This window comes from Mesorhizobium sp. C395A (genome assembly GCF_030323205.1).
Lineage (GTDB): Bacteria > Pseudomonadota > Alphaproteobacteria > Rhizobiales > Rhizobiaceae > Mesorhizobium.
Genome location: NZ_CP100473.1, coordinates 332,549 through 351,933 on the forward strand (window position 1 = coordinate 332,549; position 19,385 = coordinate 351,933).

Annotated in this window: 22 protein-coding genes; 17 read left to right on the forward strand and 5 right to left on the reverse strand. The window is 63.9% G+C overall.

What is annotated here, in order from left to right:
- Nucleotides 1-17: 17 nt before the first annotated feature.
- A complete protein-coding gene (locus tag NLY37_RS01515) occupies nucleotides 18-929 on the reverse strand; it encodes a LysR family transcriptional regulator (RefSeq protein ID WP_023740691.1) in 912 nt (303 codons plus the stop codon).
- A 91-nt stretch (nucleotides 930-1,020) separates the two neighbouring features.
- On the opposite strand from NLY37_RS01515, the gene NLY37_RS01520 reads away from it, so the two are divergent.
- Nucleotides 1,021-1,815 (forward strand): phytanoyl-CoA dioxygenase family protein, encoded by a 795-nt coding sequence (locus tag NLY37_RS01520; RefSeq protein WP_023740692.1) that lies wholly within the window; start codon nucleotides 1,021-1,023, stop codon nucleotides 1,813-1,815.
- 145 nt (nucleotides 1,816-1,960) lie between these two features.
- Entirely contained in the window at nucleotides 1,961-3,247 is a 1,287-nt protein-coding gene (purD, locus tag NLY37_RS01525) for a phosphoribosylamine--glycine ligase (protein ID WP_023740693.1), read from the forward strand.
- Between the two features lie 3 nt (nucleotides 3,248-3,250).
- On the opposite strand, the gene NLY37_RS01530 is transcribed toward purD, so the two are convergent.
- The gene (locus NLY37_RS01530) at nucleotides 3,251-4,363 is read right to left on the reverse strand and encodes a glycoside hydrolase family 25 protein (RefSeq protein ID WP_023723281.1); all 1,113 of its coding nucleotides are present in this window, start codon (nucleotides 4,361-4,363) and stop codon (nucleotides 3,251-3,253) included.
- 448 nt (nucleotides 4,364-4,811) lie between these two features.
- Between NLY37_RS01530 and NLY37_RS01535 the strand changes: the two genes are divergently transcribed.
- The 7 genes from NLY37_RS01535 to NLY37_RS01565 all read left to right on the forward strand — a co-directional run bounded on the left by NLY37_RS01535 (nucleotide 4,812) and on the right by NLY37_RS01565 (nucleotide 10,628).
- Complete coding sequence (locus NLY37_RS01535) at nucleotides 4,812-6,581, forward strand: acyl-CoA dehydrogenase family protein (protein ID WP_286441358.1); 1,770 nt, start codon at nucleotides 4,812-4,814, stop codon at nucleotides 6,579-6,581.
- A 31-nt stretch (nucleotides 6,582-6,612) separates the two neighbouring features.
- Complete coding sequence (locus NLY37_RS01540) at nucleotides 6,613-7,365, forward strand: crotonase/enoyl-CoA hydratase family protein (RefSeq protein ID WP_023740694.1); 753 nt, start codon at nucleotides 6,613-6,615, stop codon at nucleotides 7,363-7,365.
- A gap of 199 nt (nucleotides 7,366-7,564) precedes the next feature.
- A complete protein-coding gene (locus tag NLY37_RS01545) occupies nucleotides 7,565-8,902 on the forward strand; it encodes a hypothetical protein (RefSeq protein ID WP_023740695.1) in 1,338 nt (445 codons plus the stop codon).
- Nucleotides 8,895-9,479 carry a hypothetical protein gene (locus tag NLY37_RS01550; RefSeq protein ID WP_023740696.1) on the forward strand — a complete coding sequence of 195 codons (585 nt, stop codon included), beginning with the start codon at nucleotides 8,895-8,897 and terminating at the stop codon, nucleotides 9,477-9,479. The genes NLY37_RS01545 and NLY37_RS01550 overlap by 8 nt, the downstream gene beginning before the upstream one ends.
- On the forward strand, nucleotides 9,476-10,069 hold the full coding sequence (locus NLY37_RS01555) for a hypothetical protein (protein ID WP_031245892.1): 594 nt from the start codon (nucleotides 9,476-9,478) through the stop codon (nucleotides 10,067-10,069). The genes NLY37_RS01550 and NLY37_RS01555 overlap by 4 nt, the downstream gene beginning before the upstream one ends.
- Nucleotides 10,066-10,269 (forward strand): hypothetical protein, encoded by a 204-nt coding sequence (locus tag NLY37_RS01560; RefSeq protein ID WP_245270722.1) that lies wholly within the window; start codon nucleotides 10,066-10,068, stop codon nucleotides 10,267-10,269. Before NLY37_RS01555 ends, NLY37_RS01560 begins: the two co-directional genes overlap by 4 nt.
- Nucleotides 10,270-10,292: 23 nt before the next feature.
- Nucleotides 10,293-10,628 (forward strand): hypothetical protein, encoded by a 336-nt coding sequence (locus tag NLY37_RS01565; protein WP_245270725.1) that lies wholly within the window; start codon nucleotides 10,293-10,295, stop codon nucleotides 10,626-10,628.
- Between the two features lie 22 nt (nucleotides 10,629-10,650).
- Here the strand turns inward: NLY37_RS01565 and pdxH are convergent, their stop codons facing one another.
- Nucleotides 10,651-11,280, reverse strand: a complete 630-nt coding sequence (pdxH, locus tag NLY37_RS01570; RefSeq protein WP_280938676.1) for a pyridoxamine 5'-phosphate oxidase — start codon at nucleotides 11,278-11,280, stop codon at nucleotides 10,651-10,653.
- Nucleotides 11,281-11,308: 28 nt separating this feature from the next.
- Here pdxH and NLY37_RS01575 point away from each other — a divergent pair, with 28 nt between their 5' ends.
- Together NLY37_RS01575 and NLY37_RS01580 are read left to right on the forward strand one after the other, a co-directional pair.
- Nucleotides 11,309-11,770 carry an RT0821/Lpp0805 family surface protein gene (locus NLY37_RS01575; RefSeq protein WP_023687129.1) on the forward strand — a complete coding sequence of 154 codons (462 nt, stop codon included), beginning with the start codon at nucleotides 11,309-11,311 and terminating at the stop codon, nucleotides 11,768-11,770.
- Nucleotides 11,771-11,895: 125 nt separating this feature from the next.
- Entirely contained in the window at nucleotides 11,896-12,825 is a 930-nt protein-coding gene (locus NLY37_RS01580) for a DnaJ C-terminal domain-containing protein (RefSeq protein WP_023692090.1), read from the forward strand.
- 19 nt (nucleotides 12,826-12,844) lie between these two features.
- Here the strand turns inward: NLY37_RS01580 and NLY37_RS01585 are convergent, their stop codons facing one another.
- Nucleotides 12,845-13,480 carry a TetR/AcrR family transcriptional regulator gene (locus NLY37_RS01585; protein ID WP_023740699.1) on the reverse strand — a complete coding sequence of 212 codons (636 nt, stop codon included), beginning with the start codon at nucleotides 13,478-13,480 and terminating at the stop codon, nucleotides 12,845-12,847.
- Between the two features lie 187 nt (nucleotides 13,481-13,667).
- On the opposite strand from NLY37_RS01585, the gene mddA reads away from it, so the two are divergent.
- The 3 genes from mddA to NLY37_RS01600 all read left to right on the forward strand — a co-directional run bounded on the left by mddA (nucleotide 13,668) and on the right by NLY37_RS01600 (nucleotide 16,081).
- Nucleotides 13,668-14,402 carry a methanethiol S-methyltransferase gene (mddA, locus tag NLY37_RS01590; protein WP_023740700.1) on the forward strand — a complete coding sequence of 245 codons (735 nt, stop codon included), beginning with the start codon at nucleotides 13,668-13,670 and terminating at the stop codon, nucleotides 14,400-14,402.
- A 223-nt stretch (nucleotides 14,403-14,625) separates the two neighbouring features.
- A complete protein-coding gene (fabI, locus tag NLY37_RS01595; RefSeq protein ID WP_023692087.1) occupies nucleotides 14,626-15,447 on the forward strand; it encodes an enoyl-ACP reductase FabI in 822 nt (273 codons plus the stop codon).
- Between the two features lie 46 nt (nucleotides 15,448-15,493).
- Nucleotides 15,494-16,081: a histidine phosphatase family protein gene (locus NLY37_RS01600; protein ID WP_023740701.1), complete on the forward strand. Its 588-nt coding sequence runs from the start codon at nucleotides 15,494-15,496 to the stop codon at nucleotides 16,079-16,081.
- A gap of 82 nt (nucleotides 16,082-16,163) precedes the next feature.
- Here NLY37_RS01600 and NLY37_RS01605 read toward each other — a convergent pair whose 3' ends face one another.
- Nucleotides 16,164-16,418, reverse strand: a complete 255-nt coding sequence (locus tag NLY37_RS01605; RefSeq protein ID WP_023685405.1) for a DUF1344 domain-containing protein — start codon at nucleotides 16,416-16,418, stop codon at nucleotides 16,164-16,166.
- A 184-nt stretch (nucleotides 16,419-16,602) separates the two neighbouring features.
- Here NLY37_RS01605 and aroC point away from each other — a divergent pair, with 184 nt between their 5' ends.
- The 3 genes from aroC to NLY37_RS01620 all read left to right on the forward strand — a co-directional run bounded on the left by aroC (nucleotide 16,603) and on the right by NLY37_RS01620 (nucleotide 19,334).
- Nucleotides 16,603-17,718 carry a chorismate synthase gene (gene aroC, locus NLY37_RS01610; RefSeq protein WP_286441366.1) on the forward strand — a complete coding sequence of 372 codons (1,116 nt, stop codon included), beginning with the start codon at nucleotides 16,603-16,605 and terminating at the stop codon, nucleotides 17,716-17,718.
- Nucleotides 17,719-17,792: 74 nt separating this feature from the next.
- Nucleotides 17,793-18,893: a 3,4-dihydroxy-2-butanone-4-phosphate synthase gene (gene ribB, locus NLY37_RS01615; protein ID WP_023685407.1), complete on the forward strand. Its 1,101-nt coding sequence runs from the start codon at nucleotides 17,793-17,795 to the stop codon at nucleotides 18,891-18,893.
- Between the two features lie 18 nt (nucleotides 18,894-18,911).
- Nucleotides 18,912-19,334, forward strand: coding sequence for a hypothetical protein (locus tag NLY37_RS01620; RefSeq protein ID WP_023692085.1), 423 nt, complete (start codon nucleotides 18,912-18,914; stop codon nucleotides 19,332-19,334).
- The last annotated feature ends 51 nt before the right edge of the window (nucleotides 19,335-19,385 follow it).

Sequence of the window (19,385 nt, forward strand, 5' to 3'; positions counted from 1 at the left end):
AGCGGCCGCATTGTCGCTCAGGCGGTGAAAATATCGTGGCTGGCAAACCATGCCTTCGCCACCTCCGTGAAGGCCAGCGCCGCCTTCGACAGCCTTTGCCTTGTGTCATGGGTGAGGATGATGCGCTGCATCGGCAGCGGATCGGACAGCGGCTTGCAGACCAGCGGCAGCCCGTCATAACTCCTGTCGCCATAAGGCCTGGTGTAGCTCACCGCGACGCCGAAGCCGTTGGCGACCATGCTGCGCTGCAGTTCGAACGAACTCGCCGTCGATTGCGAGACCGGCGACAGGCCGCGGCTGAGGAACAGGTCCAGCATATGCTGCCAGCTGTGCGGCTGGTCGGTGGTGATCAAGGGATGGGTCGCCAGCTCCGCCAGGCTGACGCTGGCCTGGCTGGCCAGCGCGTGGCCTTGCGGCAGAAGCGCGTGTGGCCGCAGCTCATGCAGCAGGATGCGGGCGAAGTGCGAGGGCAGGCCGAGATCGTAGGTCAGGCCGAGATCGATTGCCGCATCGCCGAGCCGCCGGCCGAGCGTCTCGAAGGTCTCGTCGCGGACCACCACGGTGACCGCCGGGCAGCGTTGCGAAAAAGCGCGGATCAGCGCCGGCGCGAAATAAGGCGCCAGATCCTCGAAACAGCCGAGCACAAGTTCGCCCCCGACATCGGCGTCGCGCGTCCCGAGCCCAACCAGTTCGTCCGCTTCGGCCAGCACCTGCTTTGCCTTCGCCACCGCGCTGCGGCCGAACGAGGTCAGCGCGATGCCGCTGCCGCGCTGGCGCACGAACAGTTTCTGGCCGAGCGTCGCTTCGACATTGTCGATCGCCACCGAGATCGAGGGCTGCGAGACGTTCAGCATCCGGGCGGCCACGGTGACGCTGCCGTGACGGGCAACAGTGACGAGGTAGCGCAGCTGGGTGAGGGTCAGGTTCATAGGGTAAAGCTATAAGAGGGATGAGAAGTTATTATTTTACGCGATGTGCGGCGGCTGCGATAGTCGGTCATCGAAACAGGGAAGACATGAGATGGCCGCCAGACATATTGATGCCGCAGCGATTGCCGACTACCAGCGCGACGGCGCGGTCTGCATACGCGGCGCCTTCAAGGACTGGGTCGGCACCATCGCCGCCGGCATCGAGCGCAACATGCAAAACCGCAGCGCCACGGCTTCGGACATCGCCAACGGCAAGGGCAGCTTCTTCGACGATTACTGCAATTGGGAGCGCATTCCCGAATTCGTCGACGTGGTGCGCAATTCCCCGGCCGCGGAACTCGCGGCAGCGGCGATGCAGTCGCGCAGCGCCCAGTTCTTCCACGACCATGTGCTGGTCAAGGAACCGGGCACGCAGAAGCCCACGCCTTGGCACCAGGACATCCCGTATTACTTCGTCGATGGCACCCAGACCGTCAGCTTCTGGATTCCGATCGACCCGGTCAAGGAAGCGACGCTGCGGCTGATCGCCGGCTCGCAGAAATGGGACAAGATGATCCTGCCGGTGCGCTGGCTAGATGACAGCAATTTCTATGCCGGCGAGGGCGACTACCTCCCCGTGCCGGATCCAGACAAGGACCCGTCGCTGAAGGTGCTCGAATGGGAGATGGAACCGGGGGACGCCATCCTGTTCGACTTCCGCACCGCGCATGGTGCGCGCGGCAATCCGACCGCGGCGCGGCGCCGGGCGCTGTCGCTGCGCTGGGTCGGCGACGATGCGCGCTATGTCGAGCGCCCCGGCCGTACCTCGCCGCCCTATCCCGGCCATGACATGAAGCCCGGCCAGAAACTGCGCGAGGACTGGTTTCCAGTGGTCTTCCAGAGCTGAGCCGCGAGAGCCGCGCTTCTGCTTCGGCTCGCCGATGCGTGCGACGTTGCCGTGCGCAACCGGCAAGCAGCGGACCAAAAGTCTTGACCCGCGCTGCGCAGCGCAATAGCGCAGTCCCTGTCGTGAAATGACAAGGGACATCGGCATGCGCGTTTTGTTGATCGGCTCCGGCGGCCGCGAACATGCCTTGGCCTGGAAGATCGCGGCCTCGCCGCTTTTGACCAGGCTCTATGCCGCGCCCGGCAATCCGGGCATCGCCCACGAGGCCGAACTGGTCAAGCTCGACATCGCCGACCGTGCCGCTGTTGCCAGCTTCTGCCAGGACAACGCGATCGATCTCGTCGTCGTCGGGCCGGAAGGGCCGCTGGTCGCCGGCATTGCCGACGATCTGCGTGAGCAGGGCATCCGCGTCTTCGGCCCGTCGAAGCGGGCAGCGCGGCTCGAAGGCTCGAAAGGTTTTACCAAGGACCTTTGCGCCAAATACGGCATCCCGACCGCCGCCTATGGCCGCTTCACCGATCTTGCCTCGGCGAAAGCCTATGTCGAAAAGGTCGGCGCGCCGATCGTCATCAAGGCCGACGGGCTTGCCGCCGGCAAGGGCGTCACCATCGCCATGACGCTGGACGAGGCGCGCGCCGCCCTCGATGCTTGTTTCGACGGCGCATTCGGTGACGCCGGCGCTGAGGTAGTAGTCGAGGAATTCATGACCGGCGAGGAGGCGAGTTTCTTCTGCCTGTGCGACGGCACGACCGCACTTCCCTTTGGCACCGCGCAGGACCACAAGCGCGTCGGCGATGGCGATACCGGCCCCAACACCGGCGGCATGGGCGCCTATTCGCCGGCGCCGGTGATGAGCCCCGAAATTGTCGAGCGCACCATGCGCGAGATCGTCGAGCCGACCATGCGCGGCATGGCCGAGCTTGGCGCGCCGTTCGCCGGTATTCTGTTTGCCGGGCTGATGATCACCGACAAGGGGCCGAAGCTGATCGAATACAATACCCGCTTCGGCGATCCCGAGTGTCAGGTGCTGATGATGCGGCTGAAGGACGATCTGCTGGTGCTGCTCAACGCCGCCGTCGACGGCCAGTTGGCGCACAGTTCGATCCGCTGGCGCGACGATGCCGCGCTGACCGTGGTGATGGCGGCACAGGGCTATCCCGGGACGCCGGAAAAAGGCTCGGTCATTCGGGCTCTCGACGAAGCCGCTGGCGAAGGCGTTGAGATTTTCCATGCCGGCACTGCCATCAATGGCGGCGCGCTGGTCGCCAATGGCGGCCGCGTGCTCAACGTCACGGCATCAGGCAAGACGGTGGGCGAAGCGCAAAGCCGCGCTTACGCCGCGCTCGACCGTATCGACTGGCCGCAAGGCTTCTGCCGCCGCGACATAGGCTGGCAGGCGGTGGCGCGGGAAAAGGCCAGCGCCGCCACATAAGCCTCAGCGCTCGCGAACCAGTTCCGTCGAAGCGGTGCTGACCGGGTCGGCGGCCTGCGAGAAGGCGGCCTCGAGCAGAGCCTCCGAACGATACGTGGTCCGCTTCCAGGCGACATACTCGGCAATACCGAAGCGCGCGCGGCGCGGCACCGTCTTGACCACCGGCATGCGGAAGGCGGCGCGGAATGTCTGCCAGCGCGCGCCGAGCACCGCCACCATTTCCTCGACCGTCGGTGGCGTCGCCACATCGGCGTATGTGATGGTGACTTTGCCGGCGAGCCCGGCCGCGCGCGACACCGGCACCGGTATCGAGGCGAGGTAGTCGGGCGGCACGTCGATCAGGCCGCCGAAGGGCCATTGCTGGCGCAGTGCCGCCGCGTCCATCGGCGCGACGTTGACGTCGATGTCGTTGGGCGTGCCGGCGACGCGGTAGGGGCAGCGCAGGCGCCCGCAATTGGCCTGCGCCGAGAACTGCCACAGCGCATAGCCCTGCCAGTTGCCCATCGGAAAATGCACGTCGATGTCGGGCTTGTAGCGCGCATACCAGAGCGGCAGCCGCGACAGCAGACGGTATTGGTAGCGGTTGTCGGCGATGTACTGGGCGGTCTTGCCGTTGGTGTAGAGGATCGGGAAACGGCCGAGCCGCCGGTGCACCTGGCGCACGAATTCCTCGGCATCCTCGAGCGACATCCATTGCGAGGGGTCGTTGCCTTCGAGATCGAGGGCGAGCAGATCGTCAGGGGCTGGCTCGGCGAAATCGATGAAACTGTTGGCCTGCTCGAGCGGATTGCCGGGGCGGGCAAGATGATAGGCGCCCCATTTCAGGCCGAGCGCCTTGGCCACCACCTTGCGCGTCTGAAACAGCTCGCGCGTCACCGCAAAGCGTTTCCACAATGTCTTGCAGAGTTTGACCGTAGGCTCGTCGCCGTAGCAGAAATAGGGCGGCGGCAGCCCGTCGGAGGCCTTGTTGATGAAGCCGACAATGCGCTTGTCGGTGGCAAGCTGCGCCCAGTCGATGGAATTGTATTCATAGGCGTCGACCACCAGCGCGCGGTCGCCATCCCGCCAAGGCTCGGAAAAGTCCGAGGCTGTAGCCGCTGACGTCAGCGCCATCATCGCCGCGAGAGCGATCGCTGAGCGGCGAAGAAGATGCGCCGGCGTTTTCAAACAGGGGATCCCCGCTGACCAAACACCGATGGTGGACCGGTATGGTTAAGGAAGTGCTTTCGGGCAGGAGTCCTGTCGCTCTCGCGATTTCGTCATTCTATGGCGAAGCAAGGAGCGAAGCGACGCGGCGCGGACCATAGTATGCATTCCGCGACTTCGAAGCGTTGCCACGGCGCGGAATTCTGCACCGTTGCGCCCCTGGCGCGAGGTCGCGACATGGTACTCGGCATCCGCTACGCTCCTGCTCCACCTGTGGACGACGAAGTTCGATGAAAATCCGCGTGACAAAGTTTGACGTTTACGTAAAAAGAAGGTCGGAGGCCGCCCAGAGGCGGATGGTTTTGCATCGGCCCGGGTCCTAGGATCGAGCAGTCGGAGCAGCGGAGGAGAAAGCGGCATGTACAAGGCCCCGGTCGACGACATTTCGTTCACGCTCAAGCATGTCGCCGGGCTCAAACCGGCGCTCGACAGCGGCGCGTTCGGCGACCTCGGCGAAGACCTTGTCGACGCCATCCTGGCCGAGGCCGGCCGCTTCGCCAGCGAGGAAGTGGCGCCGCTCTACAAGATCGGCGACGAGCACGGCGCGGTGCTGAAGGATGCAGCCGTGACCATGCCGCCCGGCTGGAGGGCGCTTTACCGCAGCTGGATCGGCGGTGGCTGGAACGCGCTGTCCGGACCGGAAGAATTCGGTGGCCAGGGCCTGCCGACCATGCTCGGCGTTGCCGCGCTCGAAATGTGGAACTCCGCCGCCATGGCCTTCGGCATCGGCCCGACGCTGACCATGGGCGCCGTCGAGGCGCTGGACAAGCATGCCTCCGAAGCGCTGAAGGCAAAGTATCTGGCAAAGCTCGTCTCCGGCGAGTGGATGGGGACGATGAACCTGACCGAGCCGCAGGCCGGTTCCGATCTCGCCGCCTTGCGCAGTCGCGCCGAGCCTGCCGGCGACGGCACCTACCGCATCTTCGGCCAGAAGATCTTCATCACCTATGGCGAGCATGATTTCACCGACAACATCATCCATCTGGTGCTGGCGCGGCTGCCCGACGCACCGGCCGGCACGCGCGGCATCTCGCTGTTTTTGGTGCCGAAATTCCTGGTCGACGAAGACGGCTCGCTCGGTGCCCGCAACGACGTCTTCTGTTCCGGCCTCGAGCACAAGCTCGGCATCCATGCCTCGCCGACTTGCACCATGATCTATGGCGACGGGTTCCAGGGTGCTGCGCCCGGCGCCGTCGGTTGGCTGATCGGCGAGGAGAACAAGGGGCTCGCCTGCATGTTCACCATGATGAACAACGCGAGGCTTTGCGTCGGCATGCAGGGCGTGGCAGTGGCCGAAGCCGCGACGCAGAAGGCGATCGCCTATGCCAATGAGCGCCGCCAGGGCAAGGCATCGGACTTTTCAGGCGCCGGGATGGCGCCGATCGTCCATCACCCCGACGTGCAGCGCAATCTCTTGACCATGAAGGCTTTGACCCAGATCGCCCGCGCCATCTCGTATTCCTGCGCCTATGCCATCGACTTTGCGCGTGTGTCGACAGGCGAGGAGGCCGCGCATTGGCGCGATCGCGCCAATCTGCTGACGCCGCTGGCCAAGGCCTTTTCCACCGATATCGGCGTCGATGTCGCATCGCTCGGCGTCCAGGTCCACGGCGGTATGGGCTTCATCGAGGAGACGGGCGCGGCCGCGCTCTATCGCGACTCCCGCATTGCGCCGATCTATGAAGGCACCAACGGCATCCAGGCGATCGACCTTGTAGCCCGCAAATTGCCGCTTGGCGGCGGCGAGCATGTGCATGGCTATATCGCCGAACTGAAGGCCATCGCCGACGAGGTGCGGACCTCGAACCTGCAGGGCTTCGGCCGCACCGCCGAAGCGCTTGACCAGGCGTTCGACGATCTCACCGAGGCGACGCGCTTCCTGCAGAAGCTGCTGGCCGACGGCCGTCTGGACGAAGCGCAAGCCGGTGCGACCCCCTATCTCAGGCTGATCTCGCTTGCTGCCGGCGGCGCTTATCTGGCGCGTGGCGGACTTGCCCAGCAGAGCCGCATCGCCCTTTGCCGCTTTTTCGCCGAAAACCTGCTCGGCGAAGTCAGCGCCTTGAAGGAACGCGTCATCGATGGCGCCGAGAGCCTCGCTACCGCCGGCAAGGCGCTGATAACGGCCTGAATACCAGAGCGCTCACCAGGGAAGAATGACCGTGACAGACCATATTCTCGTCGAGCGCCAGGGCGCCATCCAGATCATCCGCATGAACCGTCCCGACAAGAAGAACGCACTGACGCGCGCCATGTACGCGACAATGTCCAAGGCGCTGGCCGATGGCGATGCCGACCCGGCGGTTCGCGTCCATGTCTTCCTCGGTGTGCCTGGCGCCTTCTCTTCCGGCAACGATCTCGCCGATTTCCTGGTCATCGCCACCGGCGGTGAGGGCGGCAACGAGGTCTGGGACTTCCTGATGGCGCTGGCCAAAACGGAGAAGCCGATGGTCTCCGGCGTCGACGGCATTGCGGTCGGCATCGGCACCACGCTCAATTTGCATTGCGACCTGACTTTCGCCACGCCGCGCACGGTGTTCCGCACACCCTTCGTCGACCTCGGCCTGGTGCCGGAGGCGGGCTCCAGCCTGCTGGCGCCGCTCATCCTCGGCAGGCAGGGCGCCTTTGCGCTGCTTGGACTCGGCGAAGGTTTTTCCGCCGAACGCGCCAAGGCCGCCGGCCTGATCTATGAGGTGGTCGAGGAGGACGGGCTAGAAGCCGCGGCACTCGCCGCGGCCGGCGCGATCGCCGCCAAGCCGCCGCAGGCGCTGAAGATCGCGCGTGACCTGATGCGCGCCCCGCGCCACGAGCTTGTCGCCCGCATCAAGGTGGAGAGCGAGCATTTCTCCGAGCGGCTGAAGTCCGACGAAGCGCGCGCCGCGTTGACCGCCTTCATGACGCGTAAGAAGGCATAGGCTCACGCCAAGCTGTATCCGATCTTGGCGGTGGCGGTAGGCGTCAGGGGAAAACCGCTCAAGGGTTGTCAAAGCGCTTCGGCCTGCACTATTTCTCGCTCGATCCTGGCGGCCAGGTGGAGAGGACATGACCCGAGAATTTGTCATCGATGCGCACAGCATCGAAGCCGGCGCCCGTTGACGGGTTGAACGCCGGGACATGCTTGCCGATTTTGCAAGGCCGCTCGGCCTGACGTTCAGGCTCTGGTGGCGCTTCTGGCCGCAGCTGATCGCCATGGTGCTGTTGGGCATTTTGGGCGGCGACCTGTTCATGCAGATCGCCGCGCGCGCCGCCTTCCTCAACCATATGGCGGGCTTGGCGCTGCTGACGCTCGTCGCCTTGACGCAGCTCATCGTCACCGTCGCCATGTTCCAGACCCTGCTTCCCGGCCTGCCGGCCATCCGCGCGGCGCAACAGGGCGCGCGGGACAAAGCCTCCGAGAAAACATCTGGCGAAGAACCGAGCAGCAGCGCCGCAAGGCTGACGCACATGGTCACTGTCGCGCTCCTGCCCTTCTTCGCCTACTACGCCGCCTGGGGTTTTCTCGGCGACACGGTGCGGCAATATTCGCGCGTCACCCTCGACATGGCGCCGTTCGGCGAAGGCTCGGGTAATGTGCTCGATGTGCTGGATTCGCGCTGGCTCATATTTTCCGTTGTCATCTCCTGGCTGGTCAGGCGTTTTGCCCAGGCGATGCAGAAGCGCGGCGGCGCAAATTCCTTCTGGCAAATCGTGGTCGTGATCTGCGAGACCAACTGGATCTTCGTCGGTCTGTACGTCATCTCGCGCTGGAAGGACGACATCATCGGCTGGATCATGAGCCGCAACATTTTTTCCGTCCTGCAAGCTGCAGCCGACGGCGTGGCCAATCCTGTTTCCACCGCCTTTGCCGAGCCGATGGTTCCGGTGGAAGTCACTTCCGTCGACACGACGACGAAGCTCATCGCGCTGTTCTTCTTCATGCTCCTGCCGGTGATCTGGCTGGTCATGACGGCGTTGATCTATGGCTATGATGTACGCGACGACAAGGAACTGCTGCGCGTGCACGACCGGGTCGAGCGCCTCGGCGCCCGCTATCGAAGCATCCCGAAATTCATGCGCGACTTCGTCGAACACTTCATCTCGGGCTATCGCTCGCGCTATCTGCCGATCGCCAATGGCGTGTGCATCACCTTGAGTTCGGGCCTTGTCCTCGTGCTCACCCTGATCGTCGGCTATCGTCTCATCGACTGGCTGGCCGCCTGGGCGTGGCTCGGCGCGACGCGCATCGCCGGCCCGCACGATCTCGACATCTGGCAGGTGCTGTCCGAGGGCGTGTCGCTGCTGTTCGGCAGTGCCTTCCAGGACTCATCGACCGGTATTCTGGTCGAGCCGTTGCGCATCTGCTTCCTCGCGGCGATCCTCGAAACGGCATTTGCGCTGCCCAAGCGCCGGGCCAGCGAGGCTGCGCAGCCGGCTGGTCCGGCCGGTCCGGAAGGCGAGGCGCAGAATGCTTGAAACCGCCCGCTCGCGGCTGAGAGCATGGATCGCCGCAGGCATCGGCACGGCGGCCGCGATTGCCGTTGCCGGTGTGCTGGGCGCTTTCGGAGCAAGGCACGCGCAAGTGCCGGCGCTGGCCCCAGCCGGCCCGATCGAAACCGGGCAATGGCTGCTGCGGCCGGTGAAGGCCTATGTCAGCGCCGAGAAATATGTCTATGGCACGTTGCGCAAGCCCGGGACCAAAGCGCTGGTGTTCGAGGTCGACATGACCAACCGCACGGCCCAGTCGACGAAGGATTATTTCGAACTCCTCCGGGCAAGCCAGCCGGCTGTCGACCCGGCGACAAAACCGTACATCGTGCTGACGCGCGACGAGACGCTGTCGCCGGAACTGCACCCTGATATGCCGGAGCGCATGGTGTATATCTGGGAACTGCCGGAAAGTGCTGCCGCTCCGGCCAGCCTCGATCTGACAGTCATCCGGAAAATCTACAAACAGCGCGACAATCTCTTTGGCCTGCCCGGCTGGTTCAATCCGAGCCCGGTCGGCACGCTGACCATCCCTGTCGCACCCGATGCTGGAGGCCAGCCATGATGCGCAGACTGGCCAATCTCGTCCTGCTGCTCGCCGCCGTAGCGCTCTGCTACGGCTTGCAGGTTTCGAAGCCGCACTATGCCGACCTGATCGGCCCTATCCCGGTAAGGGGCAATGTGGGAGAGACAATCGTTGGCCGCAGCTTCGAGGTGCGCGCGAAAAAGCTGGAGTTTGCGCGCAAGCTCAAGGCCGACCGGTTCGGCGAGACCAAGGTGCTGACCACCGGCGGCGTGTGGGCGGTGGTGACGGTCGAGTTCGCGGCCAGGGCTGCGTCGACGATCGTCGCGGTCGCCTCATGGCGCGGACCAACGGGCTTGACCTACGACCACACCGAGCGGCTGTCCTTCATCAACGGGTTTCTCCCGGTTACTGTCGACCCAGGCCTGCCGCGGAGGGCCAGGCTGGTCTTCGAGGTGAGGCCGGAGGAGGCCGGCAACGCGACGGTGCTGATCTCGAGCAAGCTGATGGCGGCGCTCGATTCGCAGGCCGAGATTTCGATCGGACCGGTCGCAGCCGGTTCCGACGGCATGCCTGCCGGCACCGTCGGCACGCTCGATCTGACGCAGCCGATCGATGGGCAACCGCAATGACGGCGCTGATTGAGGATAGAGGGCTGACGGAGAAAAAATGGCGCCGCCGCAGCCTTTGGGTGCTGCTTGTGCTCGTTCCCCTGACCCTGGCGGTGCAGGCCTATGACAGCGTCAAGGCGCTGCTCGGCGACAACGATCTGTTCGAGCGCCGCGTGGCCTGGGGCAGAGCGCGCATTTCGGCGGCAGCGAGTGGAAGCTGACTGATCTGCGCGGCGCCTTCGGAATGAAGAACCTGCCGCCCGATTCCGTACCGGTGCTCGCGGATTTCGCAGTGACCATCGGCGATCCCGACCTGCAGAACCTCTGGCTTGGCTGCAAGGTGATGCTGATCGATGCCGAGGGAAGGCGCTGGTCGCCGACATCGGCGGTAAGGCTGAACGCGCCGGACAATGTTCAGACCTGCATTTCCGCGATGTTTTCGGGCGCCAAGGCCGGGCACACGATCAAGCTGCGCGAGACATTCCTGGTGCCGAAGGACGTCACCAGGACTATACGACCAGCGGTCGGCGTTGCCAGCGAACGGCCGCATTTCCTGCTGTTCCAGATGGAGAAGGACTGATCTCCGGCGGCCCCGGCGATCCTCAGGGATAAAGCCGTGTCTTGTCCCAGCCGCCTTCGGCGTTGCGCGAAAAGACCAGCCGATCGTGCAGCCGGAATGGCCGGTCGTGCCAAAACTCGATCGCCTGCGGCACGATGCGGAAGCCCGACCAGTGCTTTGGCCGCGGGATTTCGCCGATAGGGTAGCGCGCCGTGTATTCGGCCACCGCCTTCTCCAGGGCAAAGCGGCTTTCCAGCGGCCGCGACTGTTTCGAAGCCCATGCGCCGATCCGGCTGCCGCGCGGCCGCGTCGCGTAATAGGCGTCGGCTTCAGCGTCGCTGACCATCTCCACCGGACCGCGTATGCGCACCTGGCGGCGCAGCGATTTCCAGTGGAAACACATCGCCGCCTTCATGCTGCCAAGAATCTCGCGGCCCTTGGCGCTCTCGAAATTCGTGTAGAAGACAAAGCCGCTTTCATCGAAACCCTTGAGCAGCACCATCCGCACATCCGGCATGCCGTCGGCATCGACGGTTGCAAGTGCTACGCCGTTGGCGTCGTTGATTTCGCTTTTCTTGGCGTCCTCCAGCCACTCAGCAAAGAGCCGGAACGGCTCGGCGGCTTCGGTAAAGTCACTACTTGTTAACTCAGTGTCACTCATAGTTTTTCTCAAATCGTCTCGAGCTTCAGGAGGTTGCCGATTGTCGCGTATCGCGCAAGCTTTTGACAGCGGGCAATGGAGCGTTATCGCTTCGGCCAGTTCGAAAGCCGTGATCGTGATTATCGCCCTGCCGCTTGCCGCCTGCGGCGCCGGCGGCTTCAGCCTGGAAAAGGCCGAGGTCGACCGTTCCATCGTCACCTCAAGCGCGCCGGCGAGGGTGACATCGACGGACGCCGACAGCGCTTCCGACCAGACCACGATCGGCAATGCGGTGTCTTCGGCCGACATCGAGGAGCTTCGCGGCCAGGCCGTGCCCTGGGCGAATGCCGACACCGGCTCGCGGGGCTCCATCACCGAACTCGCCGAAGTGCAGGACAACGGCCAGGCCTGCCGCAGCTTTACCGCCTCGCGCGAAAGCTTCGACGGCGTCGCTTTGTTCAAGGGGCAATTGTGCATCGCCGCGGCCGGCGGCTGGCACATGCAGGACTTCAAACCGCTCTGATTTTTCGAGGTTTGCGGGCGCTGCAATTTCAACCCTCGATAAGCCTGTGCGCCACTGGAATTTCTTCCTATGGGAGCGCATATAAGGGCCAACGTGGATTTAACTCATTTTCCAGGGCAGGACGCATGCGCGACCCCTATGAGGTGCTGGGCGTTGCCAAGAACGCATCGGCCAAGGACATAAAATCGGCCTACCGCAAGCTCGCCAAGAAGTATCATCCGGACCAGAATCCGAATGATCCCAAGGCCAAGGACCGTTTTGCCGCCGCCAATCAGGCCTATGAGGTCGTCGGCGACGAGAAGAACCGTGCGGCCTTCGACCGCGGCGAGATCGACGCCGACGGCAAGCCGAAATTCCAGGGCTTCGAGGGCGCAGCCGGCGGCGGCGATCCGTTCGGTGGCTTCCGCCGCCAGCAGGGCGCCGGCGGCTCGCGCTTCGAATTCCGATCGGGGCGTCCGGGCGGCGATCCGTTCGACGGCAACAGCGACATTTTCAGCCAGATCTTCGGCGACGCCTTTTCCGGCGCGCGCGGCGCCGGAACAGGCGACCGCCGCCAGCAGGCGACCGCCGCCGATCTGAACGTCACGCTCGACGTCACCATCGAGGAGATAGCGACCGCCGAAAAGGTGACGGCGATGTTCCCCGACGGCCGCAAGATTGCGGTCAAGCTGCCGGTCTATGTCGAGGACGGACAGACCATCCGGCTGAAGGGCCAGGGCGAGCAGGGGCCGGGACAGCCGGGCGATGCGCTGGTCAAGATCCGTATCCGCAGGCACCCGCGCTACCGCATCGAGGGCCGTGACCTGCATGCCGATCTGGAGGTAGCGTTGGCCGACGCGGTGCTGGGCGCCAAGGTGCCGGTCGACACGCCGACCGGCAGGCTGGCGGTCAACATTCCGGCTTGGTCGAGCTCCGATAAGGTGCTGCGCCTGAAGGGCAGGGGCTTGCCGGAAAAGGCGGGTGGCCATGGCGATCTCTACGCCCATGTCCGCATCATGCTGCCGGAAGGCGGCGACAGCGAACTCGAAGCGCTGATGCGCAGCCGCAAAGGCTGACGCGGCCCGACTTGGCTGGCTAGCTGCCGGGCGCTGCTTCCTCCATCCGCCGGATGGTTTCGCCGAAGCGGCGCAACGCCTGCCGCACCGGGACATGCGGGCTCTCGATCTCAAGCAGGATCATCGTCTCGCTGCCGAGGAAGGCGGCGCTGACCAGGCTGGTTACTTCGGCGGCGGAGAATGGCCCGAGGCCGCCGAACCGCCGCTCCGCCTCTTGCGCCAGTCCGTCCAGCAGTTCGAACCAGCCGCGCAGGTCGCGGCGCACCGCCTTGGCGATCTCGGGGCTCGACAGGCTTGCCGCGATCATCTCGTGCAGGATCCGGACATAGCCGGACGCCAGATCATCGTCGAGGAAATCGCAAGCGCGCTCCCAGCGTTGCCACAGCGGCATCGGTGCCGCAAAAGTCTCCGCTTGGCGCTTCAGCAGGCCCTCGTTCAGATGGTCGAGCAGGGCCAGGAACAGCCGTTCCTTGGAGCCGAAATGGTAATGGATCTGGCTGAGCGGAACGCCGGCGATCTCGGCAACGCGGCGCGTCGACAGATCGGCATAACCGCCTCGATGGAGGCATAACTCGGCAGCCGAAATCAGTTCGGCGCGCGTGTCGCGCTTTTGCTTGTTCTGCGGTGGGGTAACGGCTTGGGCAGCGTCCGTCATGCGGCGTGGCTGCCGCTGGTAGCGGTGCAATCTGGGCGGATCATAGCTTCTCCTGTCCGGGGCTGGACGTCCCTCCACTCTATCTCGGTCGAGCGACCGATCAAGTTGACTCGTCAGAGAATTTATGGTTTTTGACACTGAATTCGGTCGACCGACCGAATCCTGATGCTTGCATGGAGGGGCAGTCATGGCGGGCGTAATCACCCTTATCTACGGCGTTGCCGCATACCTGATTTTTCTCGGTTCGTTTCTCTATGCGGTCGGTTTCGTCGGCAACCTGGTCGTGCCGAAATCCATCGATTCCGGAGTCGCTGGAAGTCCGGTCGAAGCCGTCGTCGTCAATGCGCTGCTGCTCGGCCTTTTCGCCGCCCAGCACAGCATCATGGCGCGGCCGGTTTTCAAGCGCTGGTGGACACGGATTGTCCCGCACGCGGCCGAACGCAGCACCTATGTGCTTTTGGCCAGCCTCATCCTGCTGCTGCTCTACTGGCAATGGCGGCCGATCCCCGGTCTCGTCTGGACGGTCGAGAACCCGGTCTGGGTCGCCGTCATCCATGGCGTGTTCTGGCTCGGCTGGGCGGTATTGTTGACCAGCACCTTTCTGATCAACCATTTCGAACTGTTCGGCCTGCGCCAGGTTCTCGCCGCTTTGCGCAAGAGCGAACCGGCGCCGCCCGTGTTCAGGACGCCGCTGTTCTACAAATGGGTCCGGCACCCGCTCTATGTCGGCTTTCTCCTCGCCTTCTGGGCGACGCCGTCGATGACATGGGGCCATCTTCTGTTCGCGGCGGGCAGCACCGGCTACATCCTGCTCGGCATCTTCCTCGAGGAACGCGATCTCGTCGCGATGTTTGGCGATCAGTACCGCCTCTACCGCAAGCAGGTGGGAATGCTCATTCCCTGGCGCAAAATGGCGGGATAGGGCCGATGCGGTGCCGGCCAGCCGATTCGGCTGGTCGGCCGGCCCGGGCCGTCAAGGCGCGCTGGCCGCAGTGAGGCGTTCAAATCTCACAACAACGTTATTATCCCCCATTCGTTGTCACGCCGAGTGTCTGAATTGAACGCGCGCCCCGTCTGTGCTTGATGCGCCTTTCTGCCTGTGCGATAGGCACTCCAAAGCAGAAAACCTTTCGGAGAGCGCTGACATGGCGGGTGGACAGGGCCTTATGGCCGGCAAGCGCGGCCTTATACTGGGCGTCGCCAACAACAGATCGATTGCCTACGGCATCGCCAAGGCCTGCGTCGACCATGGCGCCGAGATCGCGCTGACCTATCAGGGCGAGGCGTTCAAGAAGCGCGTCGAGCCGCTGGCTGCGGAACTGGGCGCCTTTGTCGCCGGCCACTGCGATGTCACTGATCCGGCGAGCCTCGACGAGGTGTTTGCCAATGTCGCCAGGCATTGGGGCGGCAAGCTCGACTTCCTCGTCCATGCCATCGCTTTTTCCGACAAGGACGAGTTGACCGGACGCTATGTCGAGACGACGCGCGACAATTTCCTGCGCACCATGGACATTTCGGTCTATTCCTTCACCACCATCGCCAAGCGCGCCGAAGCGCTGATGACCGATGGCGGCTCGCTGCTGACGCTGACCTATTATGGCGCTGAAAAGGTCATGCCGCATTACAACGTCATGGGTGTCGCCAAGGCCGCGCTCGAAGCCAGCGTGCGCTATCTCGCCGTCGACCTCGGCGGCAAGAAGATCCGCGTCAACGCCATCTCGGCCGGGCCGATCAAGACCTTGGCTGCTTCGGGCATCGGCGACTTCCGCTACATCCTCAAGTGGAACGAATACAATTCGCCGCTGAAGCAGACCGTCACCCAGGAAGAAGTCGGCGATTCCGCCGTGTATTTCCTGTCGGACCTGTCGCGTGGCGTCACCGGCGAGGTGCACCATGTCGATTCCGGCTATCACGTCGTCGGCATGAAGGCGGTCGACGCGCCAGATATTTCGACCGTCAAGGAATAGTTCTGCCGCGGTTTCCGCCTGCCTGTCCTGATTTCCGGAAGACCCGATGGTTCCGCTCGTCTACATCGTGCGCCATGGCCAGACGCAGTGGAATGCCGAGTCGCGGCTGCAGGGCCAGGCCGACACCGATCTCAACGCACTCGGCCGCGAGCAGGCGACCCGCAATGGGCGGCGGCTGGCCGAACTGATCCAGAACCCTGAGGATTTCGACTTTGTCGCCAGCCCGATGAAGCGGACGCGCGAGACGATGCAGCGGCTGCGCTTGGCGATGCAGCTCGATCCCGATGCCTACCGCACCGACCCGCGTCTGGTCGAGGTGCACTTTGGCGACTGGCAGGGCTTTACCTATGCCGAACTCGATGCGCGAATGCCGGGCTCGGCGAAGGCGCGACGGCGCAACAAATGGAATTTCCAGCCGCCGGGCGAGGGCGCCGAAAGCTACCAGATGCTGCTCGAACGGGTGAAGCCGTGGTTCGACGCGCTCGACCGCCAGACGGTCTGCGTCACGCATGGTGGCGTCGTGCGGACCCTGTTCAGGATGGTCGAAGGTGTTTCCGAACACGAAGCGGCAAACCTGGAAGTGCGGCAGGACCGGGTGCTCAGGCTGCAGGACGGGCGTCTGGATTGGCTTTAGGTTGGAGCGGATAAACAGGACGACCGTCCTGTTTATCCGGGCAGGGCTCCGCCGAGCGGCAAGACCCTGTTCGGCGCCGGTCTTATTCGGTGTCGGGCAGTTCCATATCGGTGACGACGTTCTCGCCATTCGTCACGTCATAGGCAATGACGATATCCATGCCCGGCTTCAGCGAATCGAGATCGGTCTCGGCGTTGAGCTTGAAGGACTTACCGTCCTCCAGCGTCAGCGTCAGCGCGTCCTTGTCGACCTTCTTGATCAGGCCTTCGGTCTGGCCGGCATAGGCGGCGGTGGAAATCAGCAACATGGCGGCAGCAGCGCCAATCAGGGTACGCATCGTCGTCCTCTTTGTCATTGCGCCTGCACAGATGGCGGCGAGCTTTCAACGGGCGGATGGAAGAGAGCAGAAACCAACCGAATGTGTCAAAACTAAAACCGCCGGATCACAGTTTGACCGCTGTGGAAAACGCCAATAGAACGCACCCTTGATCCGGTTCCGCTGCCGGGCAGGGCTAAAATTCATGTCTCACAACACGTTCGGCCATCTCTTCCGCGTCACCACCTGGGGCGAAAGCCATGGCCCGTCGCTCGGCTGTGTCGTCGACGGCTGCCCGCCCGGCATCCGCTTCACGCGGCAAGAGATACAGGCCGAACTCGACAAGCGCCGTCCCGGCCAGTCGCGTTTTGTGACCCAGCGCCGCGAACCGGACGAGGTGAAGGTGCTATCCGGCTTCATCCTCGACGAGGACGGCGAGACGATGATCACCACCGGCACGCCCGTCTCGATGCTGATCGAGAATGTTGACCAGCGCTCCAAGGACTATGGCGAGATTGCCCGCCAGTACCGTCCCGGCCACGCCGACTACACCTATGAAGTCAAATACGGCGTGCGCGACCATCGCGGCGGCGGTCGTTCCTCGGCGCGCGAGACCGCCGCGCGCGTGGCCGCCGGCGCCTTGGCGCGCAAGGTGGTGCCCGGAATGGTGGTGCGCGGCGCGCTGGTCTCGATGGGCGAAAAATCGATCGACCGCGCCAACTGGAACTGGAATTTCATCGGTGACGCCGAAAACCCGTTCTTCACCCCCGATCCGGCCTCGGTTCCGGTCTTCACCAGCTATCTCGACGGCATCCGCAAATCCGGCTCCTCGGTGGGCGCGGTTATTGAAATCATCGCCGACGGCGTGCCAGCCGGCCTTGGCGCGCCGATCTATGCCAAGCTCGACCAGGACATCGCGTCCGGCCTGATGTCGATCAACGCCGTCAAGGGCGTCGAGATCGGCAACGGTTTCGAAGCCGCGCGCATCACCGGCGAACAGAATGCCGACGAGATGCGCATCGGCAATGACGGCAAGCCGGTCTTCCTGTCCAACAATGCCGGCGGCATTCTGGGCGGCATCTCGACCGGCCAGGCGATCGTCGCCCGCTTCGCCGTCAAGCCGACCTCGTCGATCCTGACGCCGCGAAAATCCATCGACAAGGACGGCAACGACGTCGACGTCATGACCAAGGGCCGCCACGACCCCTGCGTCGGCATCCGCGCCGTGCCGATCGGCGAAGCCATGGTTGCCTGCGCCATCGCCGACCATTATCTGCGGCACCGGGGACAGACAGGCCGGGGATTAGGCAGTAGGGATTAGGCAATAAGCCAGCCCGTACTTCCTTCCCTAACTCCTACTGCCCAACCCCTATTCCCTGCGAGCGAAGCGAGCCAATGCCATACGATCAGAAGAAAATCGTCGAAGCCATCCGCGCCTTCGAGCGCGGCGAGATCGTCGTCGTCATGGACGATGACGGGCGTGAGAACGAGGGCGACCTGATCGTTGCCGCCGTGCATTGCAGCCCGGAGAAAATGGCCTTCATCATCCGTCACACCTCCGGCATCGTCTGCACGCCGATGCCGCGCGAGGAGGCCAAGCGGCTCAATCTGCAGCCAATGGTCGCCGACAATGATTCCGCCCACACCACGGCCTTTACCGTCAGCGTCGATTTCAAGCATGGCACCACCACCGGCATTTCGGCCGAGGACCGCACGCTGACCGTGCGCAACCTGGCCAACGGCAATGTCGGCGGTTCGGATTTCGTTCGCCCCGGCCACATCTTCCCGCTGATCGCTAGGGAAGGCGGCGTGCTGATGCGTTCGGGCCATACCGAAGCCGCGGTCGATCTCTGCAAGCTTGCCGGCCTGCCGCCGGTTGGCGTGATCTCGGAGTTGGTCAATGACGACGGCACCGTCAAGCGCGGCCCGCAGGTGGCGAGCTTTGCCGAGGAACATGGCCTCAAGCAGGTTTCGGTCGCCGACCTCATCGCCTACCGGCAGCGCAAGGAAACGCTGGTCGAACGCGTCGCCTGCTCCGAAATCGACACACTCGGCGGCAAGGCACAGGTCTTCACCTACACGCTGCCCTGGGATTCCATGCACCATGTCGCGGTCGTTTTCGGCGACATCCGTGACGGCGAGGACGTGCCGGTGCGGCTGCATTCGGAGGATGTGGTGACCGACGTGTTCGGCACCAGCCACCGGCTCGACGCCATTATGAAGGCGATGGGCGAACGCAAGCGCGGCGTCATCGTTTACCTCCGAGAGGGTTCGGTCGGCGTCGCCCATCAGGAGCGCAACCGGCCGATGAGTGCCGACCGTGAGGACCACGAAGAGGCCCGCCGCCGTGAGAACGAGTGGCGAGAAATCGGCCTCGGCGCGCAGATTCTCAAGGATCTCGGCATCTCCTCGATCAATTTGATCGCCTCGCGCGAACGCCACTATGTCGGGCTTGAGGGCTTTGGCATTCATATCGCCAAGACCGAGATTTTCTAGGGGACAGGGGGCGGTCGGATGAGCTTCGAGGCCTATCTCAATTGCTTTGAAGATGGCGAAGAGAGCTACTTCCCCACATCGATCGTCGAGGATGCCTTCGCGCCGTTCGTCACCAGGCGTGAACCTGAATTCACCTGCTGGGTCGTCGCCTATGACGATGCGTCGTCGGCCGACCTCTATCTCAATTTCGACCCCGGCGATGCCTCGCGATGTTCAGGCTTCACCGTCGCGCGGCCGCCCGACGATCCGCGCCTCTACGAAGCGCTGTGGAAAATCCTGCGTGTCACCAGCTCGGTCGTGTATTGCGCCGGAGAATGTCCGCCGATGGTCGGGCGCGCTGAAACAATACCCCATCTGAACCCGGATATGGTCGAGACACTGGGAAGTCCCGTCGTCGTTGTTGATGGGGACGAGATTCGCAACAGGTTTGAACACTCCTAGGAAGCCCGGCTTCTTCAAGGTGAACGGCGTCCGTTCCGTGAGCTGAACCGG

Coding starts and splice junctions, on each gene's coding strand:
- NLY37_RS01515 (WP_023740691.1), bottom strand. CDS start 929: ATGAACCTGACCCTCACCCAGCTGCGCTACCTCGTCACTGTTGCCCGT.
- NLY37_RS01520 (WP_023740692.1), top strand. CDS start 1,021: ATGGCCGCCAGACATATTGATGCCGCAGCGATTGCCGACTACCAGCGC.
- purD (WP_023740693.1), top strand. CDS start 1,961: ATGCGCGTTTTGTTGATCGGCTCCGGCGGCCGCGAACATGCCTTGGCC.
- NLY37_RS01530 (WP_023723281.1), bottom strand. CDS start 4,363: ATGATGGCGCTGACGTCAGCGGCTACAGCCTCGGACTTTTCCGAGCCT.
- NLY37_RS01535 (WP_286441358.1), top strand. CDS start 4,812: ATGTACAAGGCCCCGGTCGACGACATTTCGTTCACGCTCAAGCATGTC.
- NLY37_RS01545 (WP_023740695.1), top strand. CDS start 7,565: ATGCTTGCCGATTTTGCAAGGCCGCTCGGCCTGACGTTCAGGCTCTGG.
- NLY37_RS01550 (WP_023740696.1), top strand. CDS start 8,895: ATGCTTGAAACCGCCCGCTCGCGGCTGAGAGCATGGATCGCCGCAGGC.
- NLY37_RS01555 (WP_031245892.1), top strand. CDS start 9,476: ATGATGCGCAGACTGGCCAATCTCGTCCTGCTGCTCGCCGCCGTAGCG.
- NLY37_RS01560 (WP_245270722.1), top strand. CDS start 10,066: ATGACGGCGCTGATTGAGGATAGAGGGCTGACGGAGAAAAAATGGCGC.
- NLY37_RS01565 (WP_245270725.1), top strand. CDS start 10,293: ATGAAGAACCTGCCGCCCGATTCCGTACCGGTGCTCGCGGATTTCGCA.
- NLY37_RS01580 (WP_023692090.1), top strand. CDS start 11,896: ATGCGCGACCCCTATGAGGTGCTGGGCGTTGCCAAGAACGCATCGGCC.
- NLY37_RS01585 (WP_023740699.1), bottom strand. CDS start 13,480: ATGACGGACGCTGCCCAAGCCGTTACCCCACCGCAGAACAAGCAAAAG.
- mddA (WP_023740700.1), top strand. CDS start 13,668: ATGGCGGGCGTAATCACCCTTATCTACGGCGTTGCCGCATACCTGATT.
- fabI (WP_023692087.1), top strand. CDS start 14,626: ATGGCGGGTGGACAGGGCCTTATGGCCGGCAAGCGCGGCCTTATACTG.
- NLY37_RS01600 (WP_023740701.1), top strand. CDS start 15,494: ATGGTTCCGCTCGTCTACATCGTGCGCCATGGCCAGACGCAGTGGAAT.
- NLY37_RS01605 (WP_023685405.1), bottom strand. CDS start 16,418: ATGCGTACCCTGATTGGCGCTGCTGCCGCCATGTTGCTGATTTCCACC.
- aroC (WP_286441366.1), top strand. CDS start 16,603: ATGTCTCACAACACGTTCGGCCATCTCTTCCGCGTCACCACCTGGGGC.
- ribB (WP_023685407.1), top strand. CDS start 17,793: ATGCCATACGATCAGAAGAAAATCGTCGAAGCCATCCGCGCCTTCGAG.
- NLY37_RS01620 (WP_023692085.1), top strand. CDS start 18,912: ATGAGCTTCGAGGCCTATCTCAATTGCTTTGAAGATGGCGAAGAGAGC.